This window comes from Caballeronia sp. M1242 (assembly GCF_017220215.1).
Classification (GTDB): domain Bacteria; phylum Pseudomonadota; class Gammaproteobacteria; order Burkholderiales; family Burkholderiaceae; genus Caballeronia.
The window spans coordinates 1153293-1179643 of record NZ_CP071130.1 but is presented as its reverse complement, the minus strand read 5'-3'; the positions used below and the strand labels follow the sequence as shown (position 1 = coordinate 1179643).

Here is a 26351-nt window from a genome sequence, read left to right as displayed (position 1 = left end):
TAGCGAACATTCATCGTCTCTTTCGGAAGGGAATGAAGTGAGCAGAAGTCCAAACGTGAACGTGCAGACGTTCATCAACGAGCACCGGTTTTCGCCGTTTCAGTGGCTCATCTTCGGCATGTGCTTCGTCATCGTGCTGCTCGACGGTTTCGATACGGCCGCGATCGGCTTCATCGCGCCGTCGCTGGTGACCGAGTGGCACATCAGCCGGCCGGCGCTCGCGCCCGTGTTGAGCGCGGCGCTCTTCGGCCTCGCTGCGGGCGCGTTGCTGTCGGGGCCCTTGTCCGACCGCCTCGGCCGCCGCGCGATGCTGTTGTCGTCGGTGATCATCTTCGGCGTCGCCTGCTTTGCATCGGCGTATTCCGCGAGCCTCGAGCATTTGACGACGCTGCGCTTCATTACCGGCCTCGGCCTCGGCGCGGCCATGCCGAACGCCGTCACGATGATGAGCGAGTTCTGTCCCGACAACCGTCGCGCCACGCTCATCAACCTGATGTTCTGCGGCTTTCCGCTGGGCGCTGCATTCGGCGGCTTCCTCGCGGCGTGGATGATCCCGCAGTTCGGCTGGCGCAGCGTGCTGTTCCTCGGCGGCGTCGCGCCGCTCGCGCTTGCCGTGCTGCTCCTCATCACGTTGCCGGAATCGGTGCGCTACATGGTGGCGAAGTCCAAGCCCGTCGAGAAGATTCGCGCGACGCTTGCCCGCATTTCGGACGATGCTCGCAATGCCGGCTCGTTCTTCATGACCGAAGCCGCACCTGCCGTGCAGGGTCAGAGCGGCATGAGCGTGGTGTTGTCGCGTTCTTATGTGATCGGCTCCATCATGCTGTGGCTCGCGTACTTCATGGGCCTCGTGATCTTCTATGCATCGATCAACTGGATGCCGATTCTGCTCAAGGAATCCGGCTTGAGCCCGCAACGCGCGACGCTGATTTCCGCGCTGTTTCCGCTCGGCGGCGTCGGCGCGGTGCTGCTCGGCGTGCTGATGGACAAGTTCAACGCGAACCGCGTGATTGCAGCATGCTATGCATTGACGGCGGTGAGCGTCTACTGCATCGGACAGGCTGTGGGCAACGTCGGCTTGCTCGTGCTGGTAGTGTTCCTTGCGGGCGTCTTGATGAACACCGCCCAATCGTCGATGCCCGCGCTCGCCGCCGCGTTCTATCCGACGCAGGGGCGCGGCACGGGTGTCGCGTGGATGCTCGGCATCGGGCGCTTCGGCGGCATTGCCGGATCATTCCTCGTTGCCGAACTCACGCGCCTGCATTTCAGCTTCGGTGGCATCTTCGCGGTGATCGCAGTCGCGGGGCTCGTCTCTGCGGTTGCGCTCCTCATCAAACAGGCCGCTCATCCGCAGCGCGCGGTGAATGCCGATCTCAAGGCTACGGGGCCAGTGGGCCACTGAACCCGTTGTGCGATTCGCGGCGCGTGGTGACGCGCGCCGCGTTGTCATGTCGATTGTCACGGTGATGCGGGCTTGTCAGCTTGCGAATCGTCAGACCGTGGCACGTCCCATGCTCCAGACGTCTTGCGACCAGCCGTCGCTTGCATCACTCGACGGCCATGCAGAACAAGCTGCAACCATCGCATTCGCAAACCGCCAACAGGAGTCATTCGACATGAAACGTATCGCTCTCTCCTGCGCCGCCGGCGCATTCGCTCTCGTTTGCGCATCCGCCTTCGCGCAGGACAATCCGCCGAGCTCGGCCACGGGCCTGCAAGCGGGCGACAACGCGCAGACCACCACGCAGGGCTCCGGAATGTCGCACAAGCACTCGCATTCGAAGAAGAAATCGCACAGCACGCATTCGTCCTCGAACAGCGGCTCGACCGCTGGCCAGAGCGACAGCGCAACGCCGGGCGGCCCCGGCGCGCCGGTCAGCGCAAGCGGCTCGGGTCAGTAAGCGGGTCAGTAAGCATTACGCTCGCATGATGTAAAAACGGGACGCCGATGGCGTCCCGTTTCATTTGCAGCGCGAGCGGGCGAAGGGTCAGGAAGTCACTTCGCGAATAGCGATGCCATGTTGGCGAAAGCCTTCACTTCCACCGCATTGCCCGACGGGTCGAGGAAGAACATCGTCGCCTGCTCGCCGACTTCGCCCTTGAAGCGAATATGCGGCTCGATGATGAAGCGCGTCCCCGCCGCCTTCAGTTTCTCTGCGAGCGCTTCCCACTGCGGGATCGACAGCACCACGCCGAAATGGCGCACGGGCACGGCGTCGCCATCGACCGCGCTCGTCGAGCGATGACCGACTTCGTCCGGCGCAAGGTGCGCGACGATCTGGTGCCCGTAGAAATTGAAATCCACCCAGTCTTCCGAACTGCGTCCCTCGGGACAGCCGAGCAGTTCGCCATAGAACGCGCGCGCATCCGAAAGACTGTGAACGGGAAACGCAAGATGAAACGGCGGCATGGCGTCGTGCGGGGTGTTCATGGTCGAAGGTCCGTGAGGGTTGATCGAGAGAAGCCGCTAGTGTATTCATAAGCGAAATCCATGAAAAACGATAAATTGCGGGTCTGAGCAACAACGAAATCGATCGATCACATGCTGCGCGAATTGAGGACTTTCATGGCGGTCGCCCGCCACGGCACCTTTGCCGGTGCAGGGGCGCATATCGGCTTGACGCAATCGGCGGTGAGCGCGCAAATGCAGCGGCTCGAAGCGCATCTCGGCTTTGCGCTTTTCGATCGCACCGGCCGCTCAGCGACGCTGAACGCAGCAGGGCGCCGCACGCTCGAACTCGCCGATGAACTCATCGCGCTCTATGCGCGTCTTGCCGAACCCGGCGGCGAGGAAGGGCGGGGCGGCACGCTTTCGGTAGGCGCAATCGCATCGGCGCATGCTGTCTTGTTGCCCGATGCCATCGCTTCGTTCCGGCGCGACATGCCGGCATGGCGGATACGTCTCGTGCCGGGCGTGTCGCTCAATCTGCTCGCACAGGTGGATGCCGCCGAAGCCGACATGGCCGTCATCATTCGCCCGCCGTTTTCGTTGCCTGCGGAACTGCGCTGGCGCACGCTTATCGCGGAGCCGTTCGTATTGCTCGCGCCGGCCGCAAAGAAGCGCGCGACATGGCGTGAGCTGATAGAAAGCGAGCCGTTCATTCGATACGACCGGCGCTCGTTTGGGGGCCGGCAAGTCGACGTCTTCCTGCGCAAGAAGCGCATTGCCGTGCGAGAGGCCATCGAGGCCGATGAACTGCATGGCATCGCGCAACTCGTCGCGCGCGGCATGGGTGTCGCGTTACTGCCGAAGTCGGCGGGCATCGGTGCGTGGCCGCGAGGCACCGTCGCGCACGATCTCGGCGACGATACGTTTCACCGCGAGATCGGTCTCGTCGAGCGGGCGCGGCGCGCCGATCACGACGCAGCGGCGCGGTTTGCCGAATGCATCGCCGAGGCAGCCGCGCACGGCACGGGTTTAGATCGAGCCAAGGCGGTTGAACGACCCGCGCGGAAGAAGCGCAGATAGAGGCACAAGGTGAATCGCGATGAACGCTCGCTACCTGTTGGCAATGACCGCATGGTTCGAACGCGTGGACCCCGGCACGCATCGGCGCATCAAGGGCTTGCGGCTCGTGACGGCGTATGGCCTTGCGGCGGCCATCGGCGCACTGCACGATGTGACGCGCGACGTGCCCGCAAGCGTGTCGGTCGGCTCGCTCGCCGCGACGTTCGCGCTATGGGCGAGCGTGTCCGAGGCGCGCGCGACGCGGCGTGAATCGAGCCGGGACCTCGCGGTGCTGTGCCTCGCGGCGGCGTGCGGCGCGTTCACCGTTGCATGGCTTGGACCGTGGTTCGACGAACACGGCCGCAGCGGTGCCGAGTTCATCCTCGTCTCCGGGGCCTTTTTTGCGGGCTATTTAAAGCGTTTCGGCGTAACGGGCGCTGGCATCGGATCGCAGTTCTATATCGGCCAGGTGGCCGCCTACGTGATGAAGCTCGCGCCGATGGATACGTGGGCAATCGTGGTCGCCCTGCTGATCGCCATGCTCGCGGCCATCGTGCCGCGTCTCTTGAGCGGACCAGCGGAACATCCTGTGGTGCCGCCTGCGCTCGCATCGCAGCCGGTCTATGGCAGACAGGCGGTGTCGCCCGCTTTTGCCATGGGTCTGCAAGCAGCGAGCGGCGCGCTCGTCGTCGCGCTGCTCGATGCGGCGTTCGCGCTCGCCGAATCGGCGTGGGCCATCACGGCATGCGTCTATGTCGTCGCGACGTCCGCGGTGGGAACGGCGGACCGTGTGCGAAGGCGTATCTATGGCACGCTGGTGGGCGTCCCCATCGGAATCATTTGCTTGCCGCTTGCTGAGCATGCGCCGCTTCTCGTCTGGCCGATGGCTGCCATTGCGATGATCGTCTACGCGATGGCGCTGCCGGACCGCTACGACATCGCGTGCGGAGCCTTCGCCTTTGCGCTCGTCGTGACGCTGGCCGCGAGCGGCGTTCATTCGGTGCCGCTACTCGCCGCGCGCGCATGGGAGACGCTTCTCGGCGGCGCCATCGGATTGCTTTGCGCAAGGCTCGTCTTTCCTCTGCGGACCGTTCCGCAGCGCGATGCTTGATAGAACGATCGTTCTATACCGGTCCGGTATTGACACTGACACCCGCTGTTTGTAGCGTGTAAGCCATCACATCGTCCGTAAGCCGCTATCCGGTCGGATTCGAAGTCGACACATCGAGCGCGCATGGTCTGTCTGCCACGTCGTTTTCTGGAGGCTGTCATGGATCGTCGCCGCTTTATGTCGTTGTCCATGTTCTATACCGTTGCGGCGGCGTCCGGCACGCTCGCGGCCTGTCATCATTCGAGCGATGACGAGGGCGGCAGCAGCGCGGGCGGCGGCACCACGCCACCGCCTTCGGGCGTGTACGCGTTCGCGCAGGGCGTCGCGAGCGGCGACCCGCGCGATACGTCCGTCGTGTTCTGGACACGCTGCGTCGCCAATGCGAGCAACGCCTCACAAACGGCAATCGCCCTGACGCTGCAAGTTTCCACGCGTCCCGATTTCTCGCAACTCGCGGCGAGCGTGCCCCTCAGCGCGAATCCCGACTACGACTTCACGGTGCGAGCCAAGGTCACGGGTCTCAGCGCGAAGACGACCTACTATTACCGCTTCATTGCCGGCAGTGACATCAGCGCGACCGGCACGACACGCACCGCAGCGGCGGCCACCGAATCGCTTCCCCAACTGCGCTTCGCGTGGTTCGTCTGCCAGAACTGGAGCGTGAACCACTGGCAGGCGCTCACGCTGCTCGCCGCGGAAACCGACCTCGATTTCGTCGTGCATCTGGGCGACTATATTTACGAGACCGTCGGTAGTCCGAAGGAAAAGAATGCCGCCGAGCCGGTGCATCCACAGATCACCTTGCCCGATGGCGTCGCGATGTCAGACGGCGGCGTCTATGCGAACACGCTCGCCGATTACCGCACGCTGTATCGCACGTATCGCGGCGACGCGCGCTTGCAGACCGTTCATGCGCGCTTTCCCGTGGTCGCCATCTGGGACGATCACGAGTTCTCGGACGATTGCTGGCAAGACCACCAGACGTACACCAATGCGAACGTGCAGCAGACAGCGCGGCGCCGCAATGCGAATCAGGCGTGGGCGGAATATTTGCCGGTGGATTGGGGCGACGTGTCGTTCGACCTCAACAACGCCAGCTACGACAACATTCGCATTTACCGGGACTTTCACTTCGGCTCGCTGATTCACCTCGTCATGACCGACGAGCGGCTTTATCGCGACGATCATGTGGTCAGCGAAGCGGCTGTTGCGCAGAAGCTGGGACATGACCCGGTGAACGGCAACGATCTTGTCGGCTCGCGGTACGCGGTGCCGCAACAGGTGCTCGCGCAGTTCGAGGCGGCGGATACGCAGCGTCTTGGGCGCATTCCGTCCATGCTCGGCCCGGTGCAGACGCAATGGTGGAAGGACACGCTGAAAGCCTCGACCTCGATCTGGAAGGTATGGGGCAACGAGGTGATGATGAATCGCTTGTGGCTCGACCTGCGTTCGATCGCCCCTGCGCCCGACAACCTCGTGTTCGTGATGGACTGCGACGCATGGGACGGGTATCCATCGCATAAGGCCGATCTCACATCGTTCGTGAAGGCACAAGGCATCACGAATCTCATCGCCATCACGGGCGATCTCCACGCGTTCCAGGCCGGCATCGTGCGCGACGTGCCCGATCCGGCGACAGGCACGCCTGTGCTCGTCGATCTCATGGCGGCGGGCGTCAGCAGCCGCCCGTTCTTTCAGGATGCGACGAACTATGTCGCAGGGATGCCGCTGGCATCGCTCATCACTTCATCGTCGGCACTGGATGCGTTCATCAGGCAGAATAATCCGGACATGCTGTACGCGGACCACGACGCAATCGGCTATGCATCGGCGACAGTCACGCCCACGCAGTTCGTCGCGATCTACAACAAGGTGAAGGGGCTGAACGCGGACGGCACCGCGCCGCAGAACCCCTTGCAAAAGCGCACGCGTTTGACGATCAATGCGGGCGCCGTGGCGATAGCGGTGGAAGACAACGTCTGATGCCAGTGCGCGAAGCGCTTCATTCAGGGCGCTTCCGCCATTCGTATCCGCGCTTCTGGGGGGATTTCACGGTCGAGTCACGCACGTAGACTGCGTGCACATTTCGGAAGGTCGCATGCTGGCAGGGCAGTGCATTGGCCGATGAAGTGGACATTTGAAACCTTCAGGAGTACGACCATGATCAGCAAAGTCACCGGCATTGTTCTCGTCGCGGCCTCGCTTGCCGCGCCTTACGCGCTCGCAAGCGGCTATGGTCCTGCGCCGCATTACAAGCCGGATGCCGGCGCGCCCACGTCGCAACAAGGCATGAACACGCAGACCATCGCGGCCGACGATTCCGCTGCGCCGGGAAGCCAAAGCGGAGATGCGAGCGTGTCCAAAGACAAGCAGGACAGCCCGCTCATTCAGGCGCAAGATTGAGACCCAGTGTGCAAGGCATCGACGCCAAATCAGGCGTCGATGCCGACGCGTTCCGGTGCATCGTTCGCGCCGAGCGTCTGCACCGTCGGACGCGCCCGACCGATGTCTACCGCGGGCATGAACAGCATCGAAATGACCGCGCCCAGCGCGATCACGAACATCGATGTGAAGGTCAGATGCAGCGCATGGTGCAACGCGAAGCGAATCTCCGCGTTGCTTGCGAAGTTGCCCGGCACGGCCGATAACAGGCGCTTCAACTGATCCGCGCTAACGGCCGGCACGCCGCTCGCATGACCCAGTCCATAGTTCTGCACGGCGCCGAACACCGCCGCGCCGAGCGTGTTCCCGAGATTGCGGGCAAAGAGGTTCGATGCAGTAGCGCTCCCGCGCTCGGACAGCTTGACGATTTCTTGGATCAGGATCAGGCACGACACGCTCAGTATGCCCATGCCGAAGCCCATCACCGCGGAGCCGACGCCGGCCCACACCGGACTCGACTGCGGCGTGAGAAGCACGAACGGAATCGCGCCGAGCGGAATGAACACGGTCCCACCGATCAGTAAGCGGCGCAACCCGATCCGGCTGAAGGTGCGTGACGTGAAGGTGGCGCCGCTGGGCCAGCCGATCATCATCATCGTGAGCGTGAGGCCCGCTTCGACCGGCGAGCGATGCACGACGCCCTGCACGTACATCGGCAGGAACGTGGTCAGGCCCATCAACGCCATGCCCGCGAGCAGCGTCGCGGCGTTGCCCGCCGCGATCGGGCGATGCGCCCATAAGCCGAACGAGATCATCGGATCGGCGGCGCGCTTTTCCTGCATGACGAAGAGCACGCTCGCCACGATGCATATCGCGACTTCCACGCCGACGCGCGCGCTGCTTGCGGTGCTGACATCGGTGAGCGCCATCATCAGCGAAGCGACGGCGGCCGTGAAGAGGAACGCGCCTGCAAGGTCGATTGCCGGACGTTCGTGGCGCTTCTCCTCGTGCAGAAAGAGCACGAATAGCAGCGCGGCGAGCGCGCCGATCGGCAGGTTGATCCAGAAAATCCAGCTCCACGAAAGATGCCGGATGAGCAAGCCGCCGACCATCGGCCCGAGCACGGCAGACACGGCCCATACGCTGGCGAGGTAGCCCTGCACCTTACCGCGTTCCCGTGCCGGGTAAAGGTCGCCGACCACCGTCAGCGCAACCGGCAGAATGGCCCCGGCGCCGACGCCTTGTATCAGGCGGAAGACGATCATGGCGGGCATCGACCACGCGAAGCCCGCGAGTATCGACCCGACGAGAAAGATGGCAATGCCGGCGAGTATCGCGGGCTTGCGGCCGTAAAGATCCGCGAGCTTGCCGAATACGACGGTAAGCGCGGTCTGCGTCAGCAGGAACGACGAGAAGACCCAGCTATACAGATTGAGGCCGCCGAGCTGCGTGGCGATCTGCGGCATGGCAGTCGAAACGATGGTGGCTTCGATCGCCACCATGGCCATCGAGGCCATCACTGCGGCAATGACGAGGGGACGGACGGTCTGCTTGTGTTGGGGCATGCGGTCGGGATCTGATGAAAGAGGACGCGATCCGCGGCGGGCACGCGCGGTTCGACTCGTCATGGTATCCCGGCGCGCCACGCACTGCTGGCGCGGTCTAACTTACCGCCTTTGACATGCTCCTTCGTCGCGAGGCAGGGAATTCTTAGCCGCGATTCATGCGTTCGTCAGCACACGATGCCTTTCTTGCAAGCCACTGCCGCGCCGCACCATCCCGTGCTATCTTGTTTCATACGGAATTCATACGGAACGCAGCGTATTCGCTGACGTACCTCTCGTCGAAACGTCCTTCGTGAGCGCCGCCATGAACGATGTGCCTCGTACCTTGAGTGCCCGGGACCGCGTCGAATTGCTCTGCTGGCTGACATGCGGCAGTCTGGGCGCGTTCTATCTGAACGGAGACTGGCCGGCGGCGGCTTTCCATGTGCAGGCCGCGCACAAGTGGCTCGACAGGCATGAACGGCTCGCGGACTGGCTGACGGTCGCGAAGCTCGCCGCCATTGCGCGCGATCTGGCCGCGCGTCATTGCGCGATACTCGAGGCCGACTGGGCGCGCGACGCCGTCGAGGAGATTCTCGACAGCGAAGACCTTAACTACCAGTCGGATGTGGTCCGGCAGGTCTTCGACGACTGCCGCCGCGCGCTCGCGGAGCAGCGCGCGGCAGAGTAGCCACTGAAGCGTCACTGAAAGGCCGCTGGCGAAAAGCACTGTATGAATGTACAGTAAGCCATTTTCGACTTCGGCCCTAAGCGCTCTTGCTCTTGCTGTTGCTTTTGCGCTCGCCTTTCGCCGTCGATGGACGCCTCACTGCCTTCCTCGTTCGCCTCGCAGACGCCGCCGCGCCGTATCGCGCACCTCGACATGGATGCGTTTTTCGCGTCGGTCGAGCTGCTGCGCTATCCGGAACTGCGCGGCGAGCCGGTGGTGGTCGGAGGCGGCCGGAATGCCGCGCCCGAGACGCTGGCGGACGGCACGCGCCGTTTCAAGCGATTGCGCGACTACGCGGGCCGCGGCGTGGTGACGACCTCCACGTACGAAGCGCGCAAGTTCGGCGTGTTCTCCGCAATGGGCATGATGAAAGCGGCCCAGCTCGCGCCCGACGCCATTCTTCTTCCGACGGATTTCGAGTCTTACCGGCATTACTCGCGCCTCTTCAAAGCGGCGATTGCCGGATTCACCACGCAGATCGAGAACCGCGGCATCGACGAGATTTATATCGACGTCACCGACATGCCCGGCGATTCCGCGGACATTGGTCAGCGCATGAAAGACGCGGTGCGCGAAGCGACCGGCCTTACGTGTTCCATTTGCATCGCGCCGAACAAGCTGCTTGCGAAGATCGGCTCGGAACTGGACAAGCCCGACGGTCTCACCATTCTTACGATGAACGACCTGCCCACGCGCATCTGGCCGCTGGCCGCGCGCAAGGTGAACGGCATCGGGCCCAAGGCGAATGACAAGCTCGCAGCGCTAGGCATCGTGACCGTGGGCGATATCGCGGCCGCCGACCTCGGCCTTCTGCAATCGCACTTCGGTCCGACCTATGCGGCATGGCTCGCGCGGATCGCGCAAGGGCAGGACGAGCGGCCTGTCGTCGTGAGTTCCACGCCCAAGTCCATGAGCCGCGAGACCACGTTCGAGCGCGACCTGCATCCCAAACACGACCGCGCCACGCTCTCGGCGGAATTCACGGGCCTGTGCAAGCGCGTGGCGGACGATCTCGCGCGCAAAGGTTACGTGGGGCGCACCGTCGGCATCAAGCTGCGTTTCGACGACTTTCGCACCGTCACGCGCGACCTGACCATTCCGGTCGCCACGGCCGACGCCTCCGAGATTCGTCGCGCAGCCACCGAGTGCCTCAAACGAATCGTGCTCGACAAAAGACTGCGACTGCTCGGCGTGCGCGTGAGCGCGCTCGAGTCCGCTGACGAAGCCGGCGTTTCCGTCGCGCCGGTACAGGTCGAATTGCCTTTCGATGCGATCGAAGACTGACCTCTCCCGGTCTTAGCATCACGCCAGATAATCAAATCGCGCATCGTTCGTTGCCGCGCGAGCGCGCCGGGCGTAGATTATTCGTCTGTCCGCCGCTTTTCACTACACCGTGACCATTCTTTCGCCGACTCACGACGCTGCCGAGGCCGTCGAGCAACATATCGTCATTCGTCCGTTCGACGGCCCGCTGGGCGCAGAGGTCATCGGGCTCGACCTGTCGCAGCCCTTGTCCGCTGAGGATTTCGCGCGCATTCATCGCGCTCACCTCGACTATCACGTGCTCGTGTTCCGCGAACAGCGCATCACGCCCGCGCAGCAGGTCGCCTTCAGCAAGCGGTTCGGTCCATTGCAGATTCACGTCTTGCACCAGTTCGGACTGGCCGGCTATCCCGAAGTGCTCGTGGTGTCGAACATCATCGAGAACGGCAAGCCTATTGGACTCGGCGACGCCGGCCACTTCTGGCATTCGGATCTCTCATACAAAGAGAAGCCGAGCCTCGGCTCGATGCTTCATGCGCAAGAGCTCCCATCGACAGGCGGCGACACGCTGTTTGCGAATCAGCATCTCGCGTGGGAGACGTTGCCCGCGCATCTGAAGAACGCGGTCGAGGGGCGCTTCGCGGAGCACACCTATCTCGCGAAATATGCGGAGCTGCAAAAGCGCAGTCCGTGGCGTCCGAATCTGACGCCCGAGCAGATCGCGCAAGTGAAGCCGGTCGTGCATCCGATCGTGCGCACGCATCCGGAGACGGGGCGTCAGGCGCTCTTCGTGAGCGAGCACTTCACCACGCGCATCGTCGATATGCCGGAAGATGAAAGCCGCGCATTGCTCGACGAAATCTTCGCGCACAGCGTGCGACCCGAATTCGTCTATCGGCATGTTTGGCGCGACCATGACATGGTGTTCTGGGACAACCGCTCGGTCATGCATCTGGCCGCGGGCACGCCGGACGATCAGCGCCGCAAGCTGTATCGGACCACCATCGAAGGCGATGCGCCTTTCTGAGCCGAACCACAAATAGTCCTACAAACACGGGGTTTTTCGATGCATTCTCGAAAAGGGAAGGGCGCGTTGCGCGCCTTTGTCTGCGCGTTGGCGCTTTCGCTCGGTGGCACTTGCAGCGCCTTCGCGGAAGGCACGCTGCGCATTGCGGAGCAATATGGCGTCGTCTATTTGCTCCTGAACGTGGCGCGCGACCAGAAGTTTATCGAGCAGGAAGGCAAGAAGCAGGGCATCGATATCAAGGTGGATTGGGCGAAGCTCTCCGGCGGCGCGAGCATCAACGACGCGCTGCTGTCCGGGTCCGTGGATATTGCAGCGGCAGGCGTCGGTCCGCTCTTGACCATCTGGGACCGCACGCACGGGCGCCAGAACGTAAAGGGCGTCGCTTCGCTCGGCAATCTGCCTTATTACCTCGTATCGAATGATCCGCGCGTGAAGACCATCGCCGATTTCACGGACAAGGACCGTATTGCGTTGCCTGCCGTGGGCGTGTCGGTGCAGTCGCGCATTCTGCAATATGCCGCCGCGAAGCAGTGGGGCGACAAAGAGTTCGATCGCCTCGACAAGCTGACGCAAGCGGTGCCGCACCCGGATGCAGCCGCCGCGATCATCGCGGGCGGCACGGAAATAAACGCGCATTTCGGCAACCCGCCGTTTCAGCAGCAGGAGTTGGCGGGCAACCCGAAGGCGCACATCGTTCTCAGTTCCTACGACGTCCTCGGCGGACCCAGTTCCGCGACGGTGCTCTATGCGACCGAGAAGTTCCGCAACGCGAATCCCAAGACGTATCGCGCCTTCGTCGATGGTTTAGCCGATGCCGCGCGCTTCGTGACGCAGCATCCGAACGAAGCAGCGGACATCTATCTGCGCGTGAATCAGGCCAAGATTGACCGCGCCTTGCTCGTCAAGATCATCACGGACCCTTCGGTGCAGTTCAAGATCGCGCCACAGAACACCTTCGCGCTCGCGCAGTTCATGCATCGCGTGGGCGTCATCAAGAATGAACCGAAGTCGTGGCAAGACTACTTCTTTTCCGACCCCGCCACGCGCGACGGAAGTTGATCGATTCGAGCGAGCGCCTTATCCGCGATCGTGCATTTAATATGCGCATTCATTGGTTAGGCTCCGAAACGCGCGCCGGTATCTTGATGGTTTGCGTTTTTGCACTGCGATCATGGCTGCCAATCCTCATGTGCTGTATCCGGTCGAGAGCAACAAGGCCGTTCTATCGACCACCAAGCTGTTGAGCGCGCGTAATGTCTCGCTGGAATACCGCACCCCGGAGCGTCTCGTGCGCGCGACGCATGACGTGAGTTTCGACGTCTATGGCGCCGACCGCTTCGTGCTGCTGGGACCGTCGGGTTGCGGCAAGTCCACCTTGCTGAAGGCAGTGGCCGGGTTCATTCAGCCGGTGGCGGGCAGCATCGAAATCGACGGCGAGCGCGTGCGCGGACCGGGCGTGGACCGCATTGTCGTGTTCCAGGAGTTCGACCAGCTTCCGCCCTGGAAGACGGTCCTGCAAAACGTGGCTTTTCCGTTGCGTGTCGCGCGCAAGCTGGGCCGCGCAGAAGCCCGTGAACGGGCGCTTCACTATCTCGACAAGGTCGGCCTTGCGCATGTGGCCGACGCTTATCCGCATACGCTGTCCGGCGGAATGAAGCAGCGTGTCGCGATTGCGCGAGCGCTTGCGATGCAACCGCGCGTGCTTCTCATGGACGAGCCGTTCGCCGCGCTCGATGCGCTCACGCGCCGCCGCATGCAGGAAGAACTGCTGCGGCTGTGGAGCGATGAACGCTTCACGTTGTTGTTCGTGACGCACTCCATTGAAGAGGCGCTGATCGTCGGTAACCGGATTCTGCTGTTGACACCGCATCCTGGCCGCGTGCGCGCCGAATTGAACAGTCATCAGTATTCGCAGGAGAGCGTGGGCCGAGGCGACTTTCAACAGAGCGTCGCGCGTATCCATCGTCTGTTGTTCGAAGAGGAGATCGCGCAATGAGCACGCCGCATTTGATCGAACCGCCGGTGCGGCCCGAGTTCGAACGGCATCCGTCGACACTTTCGCCCGCAGCCGATGTGACGCAGCGCGACGCGACCTTGCCGCTTTCGACGCGTCTTTTCGACCGCGCGTGGCTGCGTAAGTTGCTGATCGCGCTCGTGCTCATGGCGTTATGGGAATGCGTCGCGCGCGTGGTCGATAACGACCTGCTCTTGCCGACCTTCAGCGCGACGTGCGTTGCGTTTGCGCAGGGCATTGTTTCCGGTGAGTTGATCGCCAAGACCGCGATCTCCCTGTCCGTGCTGCTGCGCGGTTATCTGCTCGGCGCGGCGCTCGCGTTCGTGTTGACATCGTTGGCGGTATCGACCCGCATCGGCCGTGACATTCTTTCGATGCTCACCGCCATGTTCAATCCCTTGCCCTCCATTGCGTTGCTGCCGCTCGCGTTGTTGTGGTTCGGGCTCGGCACCGGCAGTCTTCTTTTCGTGCTCGTGCACTCGGTGCTGTGGGCGCTCGCGCTCAACACGTACGCGGGATTCCAGGCCGTTCCGTCGACCTTGCGAATGACCGGCCGCAATTACGGGCTTACGGGCCTGCGGCACGTCGTGCTGATTCTCGTGCCCGCCGCGTTGCCGTCCATTCTCGCCGGCTTGCGAGTGGGCTGGGCGTTCGCGTGGCGCACCTTGATCGCAGCGGAACTCGTGTTCGGCGCGAGTTCGGGCAGGGGCGGACTGGGCTGGTACATCTTCCAGAACCGCAACGAACTCTATACGGACCGCGTGTTCGCCGGGCTGGCAGCGGTCATCGTGATCGGGTTGGCGGTCGAACATCTCGTCTTCGATACCATCGAACGCGTGACCGTGCGGCGCTGGGGCGTTCAGTCGTAGATTGCAATGGGCTGAATGCGGCGCGGCACACACTGAAGACTCGGGCATCGAGAAGAACTTGCGAATGCCCGAATCGACTTGATTTTCTTCCAATCCTCCAAGGTCAACCGTGGCGGCACGCATCGTGCGATGCGTGTACGATCGACGGCGATATGACGCCATGACCGATGGAGACCGCTGGATGAAAATCGCGACCTTCAACATCAACGGCATACGCTCGCGTCTCGACGCCTTGCTCGCTTGGCTCGAACGCGAAGCGCCGGATGTCGTCTGCTTGCAGGAACTCAAGGCGACCGACGCGCAGTTCCCCATTTCCGCCATACAGGCTGCCGGTTATGGCGCGGTGTGGCACGGACAGGCATCGTGGAACGGCGTGGCGATACTGGCGAGAGACGCCGAGCCGGTTCTGAGCCGTCGCGGCTTGCCCGGCAACGAAGACGACACGCACAGCCGCTATATCGAAGCGGCGGTGCATGGCATCCTGATCGGCTGTCTTTATCTTCCCAACGGCAACCCGCAGCCGGGCCCGAAGTTCGACTACAAGCTCGCATGGATGGAGCGCTTCAACGCGCACGCCAAGACGCTTTTCGACAGCGGACATCCGGTGGTACTGGCGGGCGACTATAACGTCGTGCCGACCGACGAAGACATCTACAACACGCGCTCATGGCTCAAGGATGCGTTGCTTCAGCCGGAAAGCCGCGCGGCTTTCGCGAAGCTGCTCGCGCAGGGCTGGACGGATGCGCTGCGCAAGAAGCACCCCGATGAGCGCATCTATACCTTCTGGGATTATTTCCGCCAGCACTGGCAGACGAACTCGGGGCTGCGCATCGATCACATCTTGCTCAGCAAGGATCTCGCGCCACGGCTTCAGGATGCGGGCGTCGATACGTGGGTGCGCGGCGAGCCGCACGCGAGCGACCATGCGCCCGCGTGGGTCGTGTTGAAGGAGCCGCGTGCGAAGAAGAAGGCGGCCGAGTAAGACCGCCTCGGGTAGTTAGCCTTGACGACGCGACGACGAACGCGGCGGCTTCACCGGCGCGCTCTGCGCTTCTTCCGCGGGCAGAACCAGTTGCTTGGTTTCGTCGACGGACTCGCTGGCCGCTTCGTTTGCGATCTCGCCGCTTGCATCGAGGATTACGCCGCTCGTGTTCGCCGCTGCATCGCTCGTTGTTTCGGCGAGATTGGTCACGATGAGGCTCGTCGATTCCGTCGTCTCCTGCGCAGCTTGCGCGCCGCTATCGAACAGGCCCTTCAGCGTGATGCCGTTGCGCTCATACTGACTGCGCACTTCGCCGAGAATGTCCGCTTCGGTCGACGTGATGATCGACAGCACATGCTGTCCATACGAAGCCGCCTTCTGCGGCAACTGCGCGAGCATCACCGACTGCCAGCTCAACACTTCGCCGGGGCTCGTCTCGTCGCCAGTGCGCAGCAGTGAAGTGCTTTCCTCGATGACCGTGCGCACCGTCTGAACATTCAGTTCTGTCAGCGCATGCAGGCCGTTCGCGAACCGCTCGCTCGCGTTGAGAAACGCCTGAAGATTGGCGCTTGCGATCGACGGCATTTGATAAGCGATGAGACCGGGATACTGAAACATTGACCGCTCCTTTCCTTAAGCCGAATATCAATCGGTAAATAACGAAATGCGGGGCGGGACAGCCGCGCCTTTGAGTTGATTCTGACGAAGCCCATGCTAGCCGGTTCCCGTCCGAGGCCCGATTTTTTCAAGCACGACCGGTCACGTTGCGTCGGAGGTTTTCTGCCGTTCGCGCGCGCTCAGAGAGGCCAGAAACTGCATGACGTGTGTGCGCCCGCCGTTGCGCCATGCATCGAGATGGTCGGCGTCTTCGATCATCGCCAGATGTTTGTCGCCGCGCGCTGCTTCGAAAAGACGCTGAAAGTGAACAGGCGGCACCACGAAGTCCCGCGTTCCGCCGTAGATGAGGATAGGCGCGCGTATTGAAGAGATCTTCGAGAGGTTGTCATAGCGGTCGCGTGCGAGCGCCCGGACCGGAAAGAAGCGAAAGCGCGCGGCCGCCACATCCACGATGCTGGTGAAAGGCGCTTCCAGTATGAGCGCGGTCACGCTCGCTTCGCTCGCGAGTTGGACGGCTACGCCCGATCCCAGCGAATAGCCGTGCAGCACGATAGATGGGGAACGCGCGCGAGCGTAGGCGTAAGCGGCGCGCGCGTCGGCATAAAGCCCGGCCTCGTGCGGCTTGCCGGGATTGCCGCCATAGCCGCGGTATTCGGCCAGCAGCACGCCGTAGCCGGCTTCGATCATCTCGAGCGCAATGTGCGCGCGTTGCGTCAGGTCTTCTCCGTTGCCGTGAAAAAGCAGCACCGTCGGCGCGTGGGCGTCGGGCGGCGCGCGATAACGCGCCTTCAGCGCGAGGCCGTCTTGCGTTTGCAGCGTGATCACTTCGGTGCCCTCTTCGAGCGTCGCATCGACGAAAGCCTGAATTTGTTCCAACGGATACACGAGCCGCCCTTGCAGCCAATACAGCGCGGCGAGCGCGAAGAGATACGCCAAAGCAACGGCCGCCAGTAGAACGCATAGTGCTTCGATCATGAGTCGCTGCAATGCAATTGGTTTGTCATTCGCGCGGGCGCATGCGGGCTTCATCGCTTTGCCGCAGACTCAGCGGCATGTCGGCTGCAATGTCGCGCTGCACGGTGTCCGCAGATTGTCTGCGATTGAACAGCGCGTTCAAACAGATCGCGAAGATCGCGGCAAGCGTGATGCCGCTATGCGTGAGCGGGCCGGCCCACGCGGGCATCTGCGCGAAGAACGTCGGCGCCGCGAGCGGGATGACGCCGACGCCGAGACTGATGGCAATGATGAGCAGGTTGTTCTTGTTTTCATAATCCACTTTGCTGAGGATCTTGACGCCGGTGGCCGCGACCATGCCGAACATCGCGATGCCCGCGCCGCCCAATACGACGACCGGTATCGACGCAATCAGATTGGAGAGCTTCGGCAATAGCCCGAGCAGCATCAGGATAACGCCCGATACCGCGACGACCCAGCGGCTTTTCACGCCGGTAATGCCGACGAGCCCGATATTCTGCGAAAACGACGAATGCGGAAACGTGTTGAACACGCCGCCGATCACAGTGCCGAGTCCGTCCGTGCGAAGGCCGCGCGTGGCATCGGCGCGCGTGACGGGGCGCATCGCGAGATCGCCGAGCGCGAGGAACATGCCGAGCGATTCGACCATGATGACGATCATCACGAGGCACAAGGACGCAATCGCCGCGATGTCGAAGGTCGGCAAGCCGAACGCGAACGGCCGCACCGGCGCGAACCACGCGGCACGCCCGACGCCCGAGAAGTTCACGAGGCCCATCGGCAACGCGACGAGAAAGCCGATCGCCATGCCGAGCAGCACCGAGATGTTGGCGACAAAGCCCTTCAGATACTTGTTGATGAGCAGAATGGCGAGCAGCACGATGCTTGCGATCATCAGGTTCTTCGGCTCGCCGAAATGCGGCGCGCCATGTCCGCCGCCTGCCCAGTTGATCGCGACGGGAAATAGCGTCATGCCGATGGTCAGGATGATCGTGCCGGTCACGATAGGCGGGAAGAACCGCATCAGCCGCCCGAAGAACGGCGCGATGACGATGGCGAACACGCCCGCCGCGATGGTCGCGCCGAAAATGGCGGGCAGTCCCGCGCCCGACGAAGCCATCGCGACCATCGGCCCGACCGGCGCAAAGCTGACGCCCATGATGACGGGCAGCCGGATGCCGAACTTCCAGATGCCGATGCACTGAATCAGCGTGACGACGCCGCATGCGAAGAGGTCCGAACTGATCAGAAACGCGACTTGATCCTTCGGCAGCTTGAGCGCCGCGCCGATGATGAGCGGCACGGCAATGGCGCCCGCATACATGACGAGCACGTGCTGTATGCCGACGGCGAGCATCTGTCCGAGGGGCAGCACTTCGTCGACGGGATGATGGGTTTGGGCCATGTGCGCTCCGGGCGGCGGGTAATCGCGTGATGTGCGAGCGAGTATTGCACCCGCTGACGCGCAAAAAAATAATCGCGCCGCTATAAGCGGCATCGCACGTTCTTCGAAGCGCGGCAGGGACATATGACCGTCTTTTGTCCAGCCGCTATCGAACGCCCGGCACATTTTCCCGATCCCCAAATTTCCACGACGATTCTTCGCAGGAATCGCGTTAAGGCTTGAAAATCAAGGCCGCGCGCACTGTCGATTTTCAAGATGGCGTGCTACATTCCGAGCGCCTTTGCGTTGCGCGGGGGCGGGCGCGGCATACGCGGCCCGATGCTTTCAACGCAAATATCGGCGACATCCGGGGCTTTGGCGCCCAAAAAAACCATCATTCGCACAGGGATCTCGGCATGGAAATGGTCGGCGGAACGCGACTCGCCCAACTCTTTACTTCGAACCAGGCGGAATTGCTCGCCGAGTGGATCACGCAGCAGCATGCCATCGCGTCGCGGCGCGGACTCGTCGGGGAAGCCGAGTTGCGCAATCAGTTCGGGCAGTTCATCTCGTTGCTGCTGGGCGCGCTCGCTGCGTCGGATCGCGTCGATTTCAAGGCGTCGCACTGGCAGGAAGTACGCGCGTTTCTCGCGGATATGTCGGGGCAGCGCGCCCGCCAGGGCTTTTCGCCGGTCGAAACCGCGATGTTCGTTTTCTCGCTGAAGCAACCGCTCGTCGCGCGTCTGCGTCAGCAACTCGCGACCGATCCCGCCGCGCTCGCGGATCTCACGTGGACCGTCAGCTCGCTCTTCGACGAACTCGGCCTCTACACCACCGAAGTGTTTCAGGCGAGCCGTGAGCAAGTGATCGTGCGCCAGCAGCAGGAACTGCTCGAATTGTCGACGCCCGTCGTGCAACTGTGGGACGGCATTCTCGCGCTGCCGCTCATCGGCACGCTGGACTCGGCGCGCACGCAAGTCGTGATGGAGAACCTGCTGCAGAAGATCGTGGAAACCGGCGCGGCCATCGCGATCATCGACATCACGGGCGTGCCGACCGTCGACACGCTCGTCGCGCAGCACCTGCTCAAGACGGTCGCGGCGGCGCGGCTCATGGGCGCGGACTGCATCATCAGCGGCATTCGTCCGCAGATCGCGCAGACCATCGTGCATCTGGGCGTGAACCTGTCGAACGTGACGACGAAGGCGTCGCTCGCGGCGGCGTTCATCGTCGCGCTGCAGCGCACCGGCAAGTCCGTGACGGCGGCGGGCGCGCAAGACAACGCCACGCGCAACGGCGCGGGCGGCTTGCACGATTCGTCGCTGCCGGAATGACGGCGCGCGAGATCGACAACCGCATGCAACGCGACTGAACAGGGCACCAAGCGATGGATCGCATTCCAATTCTCACGATGGGCAAGCTGCTGCTCGTCACCATTCAAGTGGACATGCACGACCGCCTGGCGCTCGCGCTGCAGGACGATCTGACGAGCCGCATCGTGAAAGACGGCGCGAAGGGCGTGCTGATCGACATTTCGTCGCTCGACGTGGTGGATTCGTTCATCGGCAGGATGATCGGCAACACGGCGGCGATGGCGCGGGTGCTGGATGCAGAGACGGTCGTCGTCGGCATGCAGCCGTCAGTCGCGATCACGCTCGTGGAACTCGGGCTCACGCTCTCGGGCGTGCGCACGGCGCTCAATGTGGAAAAAGGCATGGCGCTGCTTACCGGGGGCGGCGCGGTCTGACGGCCGCCAAGCGAACCATTCCATGATCACCTTCGATTCCTCGGCAGCGCGCGCTGCCTCTTCACCGGCCGAGACGCTGCCGATCCGCTCGGACGAGCAGATCGTGCGGCTGCGCCAGTTCGTGCGCGAGAAGGCGGTGGCGCAGGGCTTGTCGCTCATCGATCAGACCAAGTTCGTGACGGCGGCGAGCGAACTGGCACGCAACACGCTCATCTACGGTGGCGGCGGCGACGTGCATTGCACGATCGTCGAGCGCAATGGCCGCCGTGGCCTCAAACTCGAATTCGTCGACAACGGGCCCGGCATTCCCGACATCGCCCGCGCGCTCTCGGACGGCTACACGTCCGGCAGCGGGCTGGGACTAGGTCTCGGCGGCGCCAAACGCCTGTGCGACGAGTTCGATATCCGCTCTGCGCCGGGTGAAGGTACGCACGTCTCGATCACGAAATGGAAACCGTTCTGAAGGAATCGATGGCCGCGCAACAGCGCCACGAGATCGCGGAGGCGAGCCAGATCGCCTTCGCCCGACGCTCGATCGGCGAACTGGCGCGCGGGCTCGGTTTCAACGAGACAGTCGCGGGCGAGCTCGCGATTGTCGTCACCGAATGCGGCACCAATCTTCTCAAACATGCGGGCAGCGGCGAGCTGCTCGTGCGTCCGCTGCTGGATGCGGGCGACCGTTACGGCATCGAGATTCTGTCCGTCGATAGCGGCCCCGGCATCCACGATCTTTACCGCTGCTTCGAGGACGGCTACACGACGGCGGGCAGTCCCGGCAACGGCATGGGCGCGATCCGGCGTCTGTCTGGCGAGCTCGATATCTGGAGCAGGCCGCAGCAAGGCACGGTGATGCGCGTCGTCTGCTGGAACCGCGCGGCCGCGCCTGCCGCCGGGTCCATCGGTGCGGCGCGCGTCACCTACGGCGTCGTGAACCTGCCGCTTCCGAGCGAGACCGTCTGCGGCGACGCGTGGTCCTGTAGCGCGGGCGAGAACGGCTTTACCGTGCTCGTCGCGGACGGCCTGGGTCACGGGCCGCTCGCGAACGTCGCGGCGGTCGAAGCGGCGCGCGTGCTCGGCTGCCACGGCGACGCGCCGCTCGAACGCATCATGGAGCTTGCGAACGAAGCCTTGCGCCCGACGCGCGGAGCGGCGGTCGGCATCGCGCGCATGCCGGTGCTTGCAAATGCCGCGTCGGCGAGCGGCGCGAAGGTCGCGTTCACCGGCATCGGCAATATCGCGGCGAGCGTGTGGACGGAGGATTCGCACCGGCATCTGGTGTCGCACAGCGGCATCGTCGGGCACGGGGCGCGACGCGTGCAGCAATTCGACGTGCCGTATCCGCCGAACGCGCTCGTCGTGCTGCATTCGGATGGAATCGGTTCGCGCTGGGATCTCGCGCGCTATCCGGGCCTGAGCGCGCGGCATCCGGCGCTCGTCGCGGCGGTGCTGTACCGCGATTTCTCGCGTGGCCGCGACGACGTCACCGTGTTCGTCGCCCGCGCGGCCGGGAGCGCGTGATGACGCTTCCGCTCTACTCGATGCAGATCGACGGCGAGCACGACATTGTCGCGGCTCGCCGCAAGGCGCGCGACGCGAGCGCCGCGCTCGGCTTCTCGGCGCAGGACCAGACGCGCATTTCGACCTCGGTGCTCGAAGCCGCGCGCACGGTGCTCACCGCCGGCGCGCGGGCGCGGGCGGATTTCGTGGTCGACGACGCGACGTATCCGCCGCGCTTCGTCGTGCGATTTCTGGCGTGCGCGAGCGCGGGCGAGCGGCTTCGCGCGATGAAGAACGACGACTCGCAAGCCGCGCTCGGCCTGCTCGCCGCGCAGCGTCTGATGGACCAATGCGCGATCGCCGACGAAGTTGGCGGCGGCACGGCCATTTCGCTCGCGAAGACGCTGCCCGACAACGCGCCTGTCGAGGCAAGCGCGGTGCAGGCCATATCGGCGACGCTGTCGCGCCAGGACAGCGAAGATTCGACGGCGGAACTCGCGCGTCAAAACCGCGAGCTGATCGGCGCGCTCGCCGACTTGCGCGAGCGCCAGGAAGAACTCACGCGCCTCACGCGCGAACTCGAAGACACGAATCGCGGCGTCGTCGCGCTGTACGCCGAACTCGACGCGCGCGCCGATCATCTGCGCCGCGCGGATGAGTCGAAATCGCGCTTCCTGTCGAACATGAGCCATGAATTCCGCACGCCGCTTTCGTCGATTCGCGCGCTGTCCAAGCTGCTGCTCGAACGTATCGACGGCGATCTGACGGAGGAGCAGGAAAAGCAGGTGCGCTTCATCCGCAAGGCGGCGGAAGATCTCTCCGAAACGGTCGACGATCTGCTCGACCTCGCGAAGATCGAAGCCGGAAAGATCGAAGTGCGCGCCACGGAATTCGAGGTCGACACGCTTTTTTCGGCGCTGCGCGGCATGCTGCGCCCGCTCACGCCGGGCGGCGCGGTCGAACTCGTCTTCGAATCGTGCGAAGGGCTTCCGCCCATTCGCACCGACGAAGCCAAGGTCGCGCAGGTGCTGCGCAACTTCGTGTCGAACGCGCTCAAGTTCACCGAGCGGGGCGAGGTGCGCGTGTCGGCGAGTTATGACGAAGTGCGGCGCCTCATCACGTTCGCGGTGAAGGACACGGGCATCGGCATCGCGCCCGAGCACCAGCACGTCGTCTTCGAAGAATTCGGACAGGTCGAGAACCGGCTCCAGCAATACGTGAAGGGCACGGGACTCGGCCTGCCGCTGTGCAGAAAGCTCTGCAAGCTGCTCGGCGGCGATGTCTCGCTCGAGAGCGAACTCGGACGCGGCTCCACGTTCATTGCGACGATACCGGCCGAATACGGCGCGCCGGACAGCATGCAAGCCGCGCACGGCGACGCGCGTCCGATGGTGCTCGTCGTCGCGAGCAATCCAATCGAGCGGCTCGACTGCGAGGCCGCGCTCAAGGCTTCGCCGTATCGCACGGTGAGCGCCGCGACGCTCGACGAAGCGAGCCGCGCGCTCGCGCGCACGCCACCCGCCGCGCTGCTGCTCGCGGTGCGGCCCGCGGCGTCAGAAGCGTGGATCTGGCTCGCCGCATTGCGCGCGCAGGCAGCGACGCGCAATGTGCCGGTCGTGGTGCTCGGCGAGGCCGAGGATCGCAACGAGGCAGAGGCGCTCGGCGCGGCGGCATTCATCCAGAAGCCGATCTCCGGCGGAGAACTGGCCGGCGTGCTGGACATGGTGTCGAAGGCGATGGAGGCCTTGCGTCGCGGGGAAGGGTTGGCGACATGAAAAGCGACTGGACCGAGGTGCTGATCCTCAACGTCGACGACAACGACGGCGCGCGCTACGCAAAGACGCGCATTCTGTCGCGTGCCGGATTCAACGTGATCGAGGCGGGAACCGGCACCGCCGCGCTGGAGCGCGTGCGCGCGGAATCGCCGGATCTCGTGCTGCTCGACGTGAAGCTGCCCGATATCAACGGCCTCGAAGTGTGCCGGCAGATCAAGGCGTCGGCGGAAACGGCGGGAACGCTCGTGCTGCAAACGTCGGCGGCGGCGGTCCATAGCATGGATCGCATTCGCGGTCTGGAAGGCGGCGCGGACAGCTATTTGACGGAACCGGTCGAGCCTGCCGAACTGATCGCGCACGTGCGCGCGCTGCTGCGCGTGCGGCTCGCGGAAAACGCGCTGCGCGAGAGCGAGGAGCGGTTTCGCCAGCTTGCGGAGAATATCGACGACGTCTTCTGGATGCTCGATCCTGCCGCGAATCGCCTGCTCTATGTGAGCCCCGCCTACGCGCGGCTGTGGAATTCCGGCGATGGCGCGCCGACGCCCGAACCCGGCCCGGATCACTGGTCGGGCGAGATTCATCCGCTGGACCGGGAGCATGTCGCGGCGGCGTACCGACAGTTGCTCGGGAGCGGCGCGCCGTATCAGGTCGAATATCGTATTCCGCGCGCGCATGGCGAAGCGCGGTGGGTGTCCGAGCGTGCGTCGCTCGTACGCGATGCGCAGGGGCGGCCGGCGCGTATCGCGGGCATCGTCAACGACATCTCAGAGCGCAAGGCCGCGGAGATGCTGTTACGCGACGCCGACCGTCGCAAGGACGAGTTCCTGGCGATGCTCGCGCACGAGCTGCGCAATCCGCTCGCGCCGATTCGCAATGCCGTGGACCTGCTCGACCCCGACCGCGCGCCCTCGGCGCAGAACTTTTCGACGGTGCGTTCGATCATCGACCGGCAGGTGCGGCACCTGAGCCGTCTCGTCGACGATCTGCTCGACGTCGCGCGCATCACGCAGGGCAAGATCACGCTGCGGCGCGAAGTGGTGGATATCGCGGCGGCGGTGGAAGCGGCGATCGAAACGACGCAGCCCGCGCTCGACAGGAAGCGTCACCGGCTCACGACCAAGCTCTCGGATGCGCCGCTCTTCATCATCGGCGACAGCGTGCGGATCGCGCAGGTGTTCGGCAATCTGCTGTCGAACGCGTCGAAGTACAGCGTCGAAGAAGGCGAAGTCGCTATCGAGACGGAGCAGGTCGGCGACGAAGTGCGCATCACCGTGCGCGACAAGGGCATCGGCATCGCGGCGGACATGCTGCCGCATATCTTCGATCTGTTCGTACAGTCGGAAACGTCGCTCGAACGCTCGGAAGGCGGGCTCGGCATCGGCTTGCCGCTGGCGAAGACGCTCGTCGAACTGCAGGGCGGACGTATCGACGCGCATTCGGCCGGGCCGCATCAGGGCAGCGAGTTCGTCGTGTGGCTGCCGCTCGCGAAGGGAGCGGAAGTCGCGCCGCGTGCGGTGGAGCGCGAGCCGGCGAGCGTGAGCGGCGGCATGCGCGTGCTGCTCGTCGATGACAGCGTGGATGCGGCAACGGCGATGTCCTTGTTGCTGGAAGCCGATGGCTTCGATGTGCGCACCGCGCATGACGCGAACACGGCGCTCGCCATCAGCGACAGCTTCGCGCCGCAGATCATCCTCCTCGATATCGGACTGCCGGGAATGGACGGCTACACGCTCGCGGCCGAGATGCGTTCGCGTCCTGCGACGAAGGATGCGCTGATGCTCGCGGTAACGGGCTATGGGCAGGCGAATGATCGGCAGCGATCGAGGGAGGCGGGCTTCGATCACCATCTGGTGAAGCCGGTGGCGTTCGCGGAGATTTTGAAGGCAGTGCAGGGGCGGTTTGGGGGGTGATCGGCCTTCGCGATGGTGTCGGCGTGCGATCCGGTTCAAGCGATTGTGATGCGCGTGGCGGCAACGGTTGCGGGATCGGGCGGCGCGCGTCTTTCGTTTTTTGCCTCGTGGCGGGCAACGGAGCGCTTTGGGCATCGGCGGGGCGCGGAGATGTAGGCTGTATTTCGGCTGTGTGACGCGTGTTCCATCACATATCGCTCGCAGTGTCGAGGAGTTTCCCGTGTGAGCCACCTCCGCTTCGATTCGTAAGGACACCTACATATAAACACGGTGAAGCTGTGGTGATATGTGATCGCTTCGATCGTCCGAGACGACAGCCCCCGCCGGCGCATGCATCGACGTTGTCGCCGGCGCGTATCTTCGCGAGCGCCAGACGTGTTGGGTGATAGCCAACGATTTGACGAACACGCACGGCATGCGAGTTTTCTCGCGATGGAATAGATCGCGATGTGCCGCGGTTAACCATTCGAAGCCTCAATGCTTGGAACCCGGGCCGAGCGAGGTTAGCGGATCGCGTGCGATCCACGTCTACCCTACTCGTCGGAGTTTGCACTCACCATGAACACCATCGCTAAAGTTGTCTTGTCGGTCGCCGCTTTCGTCGCGCCGGCGTTTGCATTCGCTCAGGCCCAGACGGGCCCGGTGACTCGCGCACAAGTCAAGGCTGAACTCGTGCAGCTGGAGCGGGCCGGATTCTCGCCGGCCACGGGAGAGAACGCGACGTACCCCGCGGACATTCAGGCGGCGGAGGCCAAGGTCGCAGCGCGGAATGCGCAAGAGGCTTACGGCGGCATGCATTCGGGCGGAGGTGCCTCGGGGTCTATGCGGCGCGGCGGCTCGTCGTCTGCGGCGGCGGATTGCGTCGGTCCGGCGGACTTCTGCGTACCATTCTTCGGAAACTGAGCGCCCGAATCATAGCGATGCTCTGCGCGCCAGACGGATATCGTGCTGTGAATGCACGCACTGGCGCGTTTTTACCTCTCGTTTTTAGTGCCTAATCGTCGCCCGAAAATAATTTGGAAAAAGGGGTTGACCTACCTGTCTTGCGCCAGTCATAATTCGCCTCCCGTTGAAT

25 protein-coding genes are annotated in these 26351 nt (G+C 63.7%); 20 read left to right on the top strand and 5 right to left on the bottom strand.

Annotated features, from left to right (window positions below; all coding sequences use genetic code 11):
• Positions 1-37 precede the first annotated feature (37 nt).
• Together JYK05_RS18880 and JYK05_RS18875 are read left to right on the top strand one after the other, a co-directional pair.
• The gene (locus tag JYK05_RS18880) at positions 38-1402 is read left to right on the top strand and encodes an MFS transporter (protein ID WP_206468834.1); all 1365 of its coding nucleotides are present in this window, start codon (positions 38-40) and stop codon (positions 1400-1402) included.
• A 214-nt stretch (positions 1403-1616) separates the two neighbouring features.
• On the top strand, positions 1617-1901 hold the full coding sequence (locus tag JYK05_RS18875; protein WP_206468832.1) for a hypothetical protein: 285 nt from the start codon (positions 1617-1619) through the stop codon (positions 1899-1901).
• A gap of 95 nt (positions 1902-1996) precedes the next feature.
• Here JYK05_RS18875 and JYK05_RS18870 read toward each other — a convergent pair whose 3' ends face one another.
• The gene (locus tag JYK05_RS18870; protein WP_206468830.1) at positions 1997-2431 is read right to left on the bottom strand and encodes a VOC family protein; all 435 of its coding nucleotides are present in this window, start codon (positions 2429-2431) and stop codon (positions 1997-1999) included.
• A gap of 111 nt (positions 2432-2542) precedes the next feature.
• Here JYK05_RS18870 and JYK05_RS18865 point away from each other — a divergent pair, with 111 nt between their 5' ends.
• From JYK05_RS18865 to JYK05_RS18850, 4 genes are all read left to right on the top strand, one after another.
• Positions 2543-3469, top strand: coding sequence for a LysR family transcriptional regulator (locus JYK05_RS18865; RefSeq protein ID WP_206468829.1), 927 nt, complete (start codon positions 2543-2545; stop codon positions 3467-3469).
• A gap of 19 nt (positions 3470-3488) precedes the next feature.
• On the top strand, positions 3489-4559 hold the full coding sequence (locus tag JYK05_RS18860; RefSeq protein WP_206468827.1) for an FUSC family protein: 1071 nt from the start codon (positions 3489-3491) through the stop codon (positions 4557-4559).
• 159 nt (positions 4560-4718) lie between these two features.
• Positions 4719-6542: an alkaline phosphatase gene (locus JYK05_RS18855; RefSeq protein ID WP_206468825.1), complete on the top strand. Its 1824-nt coding sequence runs from the start codon at positions 4719-4721 to the stop codon at positions 6540-6542.
• A 177-nt stretch (positions 6543-6719) separates the two neighbouring features.
• The gene (locus JYK05_RS18850) at positions 6720-6962 is read left to right on the top strand and encodes a hypothetical protein (RefSeq protein WP_175940688.1); all 243 of its coding nucleotides are present in this window, start codon (positions 6720-6722) and stop codon (positions 6960-6962) included.
• 29 nt (positions 6963-6991) lie between these two features.
• Here the strand turns inward: JYK05_RS18850 and JYK05_RS18845 are convergent, their stop codons facing one another.
• Entirely contained in the window at positions 6992-8506 is a 1515-nt protein-coding gene (locus tag JYK05_RS18845; protein ID WP_241269950.1) for an MFS transporter, read from the bottom strand.
• Positions 8507-8810: 304 nt separating this feature from the next.
• On the opposite strand from JYK05_RS18845, the gene JYK05_RS18840 reads away from it, so the two are divergent.
• From JYK05_RS18840 to JYK05_RS18810, 7 genes are all read left to right on the top strand, one after another.
• A complete protein-coding gene (locus JYK05_RS18840; protein WP_206468823.1) occupies positions 8811-9176 on the top strand; it encodes a hypothetical protein in 366 nt (121 codons plus the stop codon).
• Between the two features lie 126 nt (positions 9177-9302).
• Positions 9303-10499: a DNA polymerase IV gene (gene dinB / locus JYK05_RS18835; protein WP_206468821.1), complete on the top strand. Its 1197-nt coding sequence runs from the start codon at positions 9303-9305 to the stop codon at positions 10497-10499.
• A gap of 109 nt (positions 10500-10608) precedes the next feature.
• Positions 10609-11505, top strand: coding sequence for a TauD/TfdA dioxygenase family protein (locus tag JYK05_RS18830; protein WP_371826437.1), 897 nt, complete (start codon positions 10609-10611; stop codon positions 11503-11505).
• Between the two features lie 39 nt (positions 11506-11544).
• Positions 11545-12564 (top strand): ABC transporter substrate-binding protein, encoded by a 1020-nt coding sequence (locus JYK05_RS18825; RefSeq protein ID WP_175940684.1) that lies wholly within the window; start codon positions 11545-11547, stop codon positions 12562-12564.
• Positions 12565-12676: 112 nt separating this feature from the next.
• On the top strand, positions 12677-13501 hold the full coding sequence (locus tag JYK05_RS18820; protein WP_175940683.1) for an ABC transporter ATP-binding protein: 825 nt from the start codon (positions 12677-12679) through the stop codon (positions 13499-13501).
• Complete coding sequence (locus JYK05_RS18815; RefSeq protein ID WP_206468819.1) at positions 13498-14388, top strand: ABC transporter permease; 891 nt, start codon at positions 13498-13500, stop codon at positions 14386-14388. Before JYK05_RS18820 ends, JYK05_RS18815 begins: the two co-directional genes overlap by 4 nt.
• Positions 14389-14569: 181 nt before the next feature.
• A complete protein-coding gene (locus tag JYK05_RS18810; RefSeq protein WP_206468817.1) occupies positions 14570-15370 on the top strand; it encodes an exodeoxyribonuclease III in 801 nt (266 codons plus the stop codon).
• Positions 15371-15385: 15 nt separating this feature from the next.
• On the opposite strand, the gene JYK05_RS18805 is transcribed toward JYK05_RS18810, so the two are convergent.
• The 3 genes from JYK05_RS18805 to JYK05_RS18795 form a co-directional block, all read right to left on the bottom strand.
• Positions 15386-15988, bottom strand: coding sequence for a phasin family protein (locus tag JYK05_RS18805; RefSeq protein WP_206468815.1), 603 nt, complete (start codon positions 15986-15988; stop codon positions 15386-15388).
• Positions 15989-16129: 141 nt separating this feature from the next.
• Positions 16130-16963 (bottom strand): alpha/beta hydrolase, encoded by an 834-nt coding sequence (locus tag JYK05_RS18800; RefSeq protein WP_206468813.1) that lies wholly within the window; start codon positions 16961-16963, stop codon positions 16130-16132.
• A 25-nt stretch (positions 16964-16988) separates the two neighbouring features.
• On the bottom strand, positions 16989-18368 hold the full coding sequence (locus tag JYK05_RS18795; protein ID WP_206468811.1) for a nucleobase:cation symporter-2 family protein: 1380 nt from the start codon (positions 18366-18368) through the stop codon (positions 16989-16991).
• A gap of 395 nt (positions 18369-18763) precedes the next feature.
• Here JYK05_RS18795 and JYK05_RS18790 point away from each other — a divergent pair, with 395 nt between their 5' ends.
• The 7 genes from JYK05_RS18790 (at position 18764) to JYK05_RS18760 (ending at position 26179) form a co-directional block, all read left to right on the top strand.
• A complete protein-coding gene (locus tag JYK05_RS18790) occupies positions 18764-19681 on the top strand; it encodes an STAS domain-containing protein (RefSeq protein ID WP_175940677.1) in 918 nt (305 codons plus the stop codon).
• A 53-nt stretch (positions 19682-19734) separates the two neighbouring features.
• The gene (locus JYK05_RS18785) at positions 19735-20094 is read left to right on the top strand and encodes an STAS domain-containing protein (protein ID WP_175940676.1); all 360 of its coding nucleotides are present in this window, start codon (positions 19735-19737) and stop codon (positions 20092-20094) included.
• 22 nt (positions 20095-20116) lie between these two features.
• Positions 20117-20557 (top strand): anti-sigma regulatory factor, encoded by a 441-nt coding sequence (locus tag JYK05_RS18780; RefSeq protein WP_175942294.1) that lies wholly within the window; start codon positions 20117-20119, stop codon positions 20555-20557.
• On the top strand, positions 20542-21612 hold the full coding sequence (locus JYK05_RS18775; RefSeq protein ID WP_206468809.1) for an ATP-binding SpoIIE family protein phosphatase: 1071 nt from the start codon (positions 20542-20544) through the stop codon (positions 21610-21612). The genes JYK05_RS18780 and JYK05_RS18775 overlap by 16 nt, the downstream gene beginning before the upstream one ends.
• Entirely contained in the window at positions 21612-23366 is a 1755-nt protein-coding gene (locus tag JYK05_RS18770; protein WP_206468807.1) for an ATP-binding protein, read from the top strand. The genes JYK05_RS18775 and JYK05_RS18770 overlap by 1 nt, the downstream gene beginning before the upstream one ends.
• Positions 23363-25276, top strand: coding sequence for a response regulator (locus JYK05_RS18765; protein WP_206468806.1), 1914 nt, complete (start codon positions 23363-23365; stop codon positions 25274-25276). Before JYK05_RS18770 ends, JYK05_RS18765 begins: the two co-directional genes overlap by 4 nt.
• 558 nt (positions 25277-25834) lie before the next feature.
• Positions 25835-26179 carry a DUF4148 domain-containing protein gene (locus JYK05_RS18760; protein WP_206468805.1) on the top strand — a complete coding sequence of 115 codons (345 nt, stop codon included), beginning with the start codon at positions 25835-25837 and terminating at the stop codon, positions 26177-26179.
• Positions 26180-26351 lie beyond the last annotated feature (172 nt).

Bases quoted from the DNA above. Each gene is read 5' to 3' on its own strand.
- JYK05_RS18875 (WP_206468832.1), top strand. From the start codon at position 1,617: ATGAAACGTATCGCTCTCTCCTGCGCCGCCGGCGCATTCGCTCTCGTT.
- JYK05_RS18870 (WP_206468830.1), bottom strand. From the start codon at position 2,431: ATGAACACCCCGCACGACGCCATGCCGCCGTTTCATCTTGCGTTTCCC.
- JYK05_RS18865 (WP_206468829.1), top strand. From the start codon at position 2,543: ATGCTGCGCGAATTGAGGACTTTCATGGCGGTCGCCCGCCACGGCACC.
- JYK05_RS18860 (WP_206468827.1), top strand. From the start codon at position 3,489: ATGAACGCTCGCTACCTGTTGGCAATGACCGCATGGTTCGAACGCGTG.
- JYK05_RS18855 (WP_206468825.1), top strand. From the start codon at position 4,719: ATGGATCGTCGCCGCTTTATGTCGTTGTCCATGTTCTATACCGTTGCG.
- JYK05_RS18850 (WP_175940688.1), top strand. From the start codon at position 6,720: ATGATCAGCAAAGTCACCGGCATTGTTCTCGTCGCGGCCTCGCTTGCC.
- JYK05_RS18845 (WP_241269950.1), bottom strand. From the start codon at position 8,506: ATGCCCCAACACAAGCAGACCGTCCGTCCCCTCGTCATTGCCGCAGTG.
- JYK05_RS18840 (WP_206468823.1), top strand. From the start codon at position 8,811: ATGAACGATGTGCCTCGTACCTTGAGTGCCCGGGACCGCGTCGAATTG.
- dinB (WP_206468821.1), top strand. From the start codon at position 9,303: ATGGACGCCTCACTGCCTTCCTCGTTCGCCTCGCAGACGCCGCCGCGC.
- JYK05_RS18825 (WP_175940684.1), top strand. From the start codon at position 11,545: ATGCATTCTCGAAAAGGGAAGGGCGCGTTGCGCGCCTTTGTCTGCGCG.
- JYK05_RS18820 (WP_175940683.1), top strand. From the start codon at position 12,677: ATGGCTGCCAATCCTCATGTGCTGTATCCGGTCGAGAGCAACAAGGCC.
- JYK05_RS18815 (WP_206468819.1), top strand. From the start codon at position 13,498: ATGAGCACGCCGCATTTGATCGAACCGCCGGTGCGGCCCGAGTTCGAA.
- JYK05_RS18810 (WP_206468817.1), top strand. From the start codon at position 14,570: ATGAAAATCGCGACCTTCAACATCAACGGCATACGCTCGCGTCTCGAC.
- JYK05_RS18805 (WP_206468815.1), bottom strand. From the start codon at position 15,988: ATGTTTCAGTATCCCGGTCTCATCGCTTATCAAATGCCGTCGATCGCA.
- JYK05_RS18800 (WP_206468813.1), bottom strand. From the start codon at position 16,963: ATGATCGAAGCACTATGCGTTCTACTGGCGGCCGTTGCTTTGGCGTAT.
- JYK05_RS18795 (WP_206468811.1), bottom strand. From the start codon at position 18,368: ATGGCCCAAACCCATCATCCCGTCGACGAAGTGCTGCCCCTCGGACAG.
- JYK05_RS18790 (WP_175940677.1), top strand. From the start codon at position 18,764: ATGGAAATGGTCGGCGGAACGCGACTCGCCCAACTCTTTACTTCGAAC.
- JYK05_RS18785 (WP_175940676.1), top strand. From the start codon at position 19,735: ATGGATCGCATTCCAATTCTCACGATGGGCAAGCTGCTGCTCGTCACC.
- JYK05_RS18780 (WP_175942294.1), top strand. From the start codon at position 20,117: ATGATCACCTTCGATTCCTCGGCAGCGCGCGCTGCCTCTTCACCGGCC.
- JYK05_RS18775 (WP_206468809.1), top strand. From the start codon at position 20,542: ATGGAAACCGTTCTGAAGGAATCGATGGCCGCGCAACAGCGCCACGAG.
- JYK05_RS18770 (WP_206468807.1), top strand. From the start codon at position 21,612: ATGACGCTTCCGCTCTACTCGATGCAGATCGACGGCGAGCACGACATT.
- JYK05_RS18765 (WP_206468806.1), top strand. From the start codon at position 23,363: ATGAAAAGCGACTGGACCGAGGTGCTGATCCTCAACGTCGACGACAAC.
- JYK05_RS18760 (WP_206468805.1), top strand. From the start codon at position 25,835: ATGAACACCATCGCTAAAGTTGTCTTGTCGGTCGCCGCTTTCGTCGCG.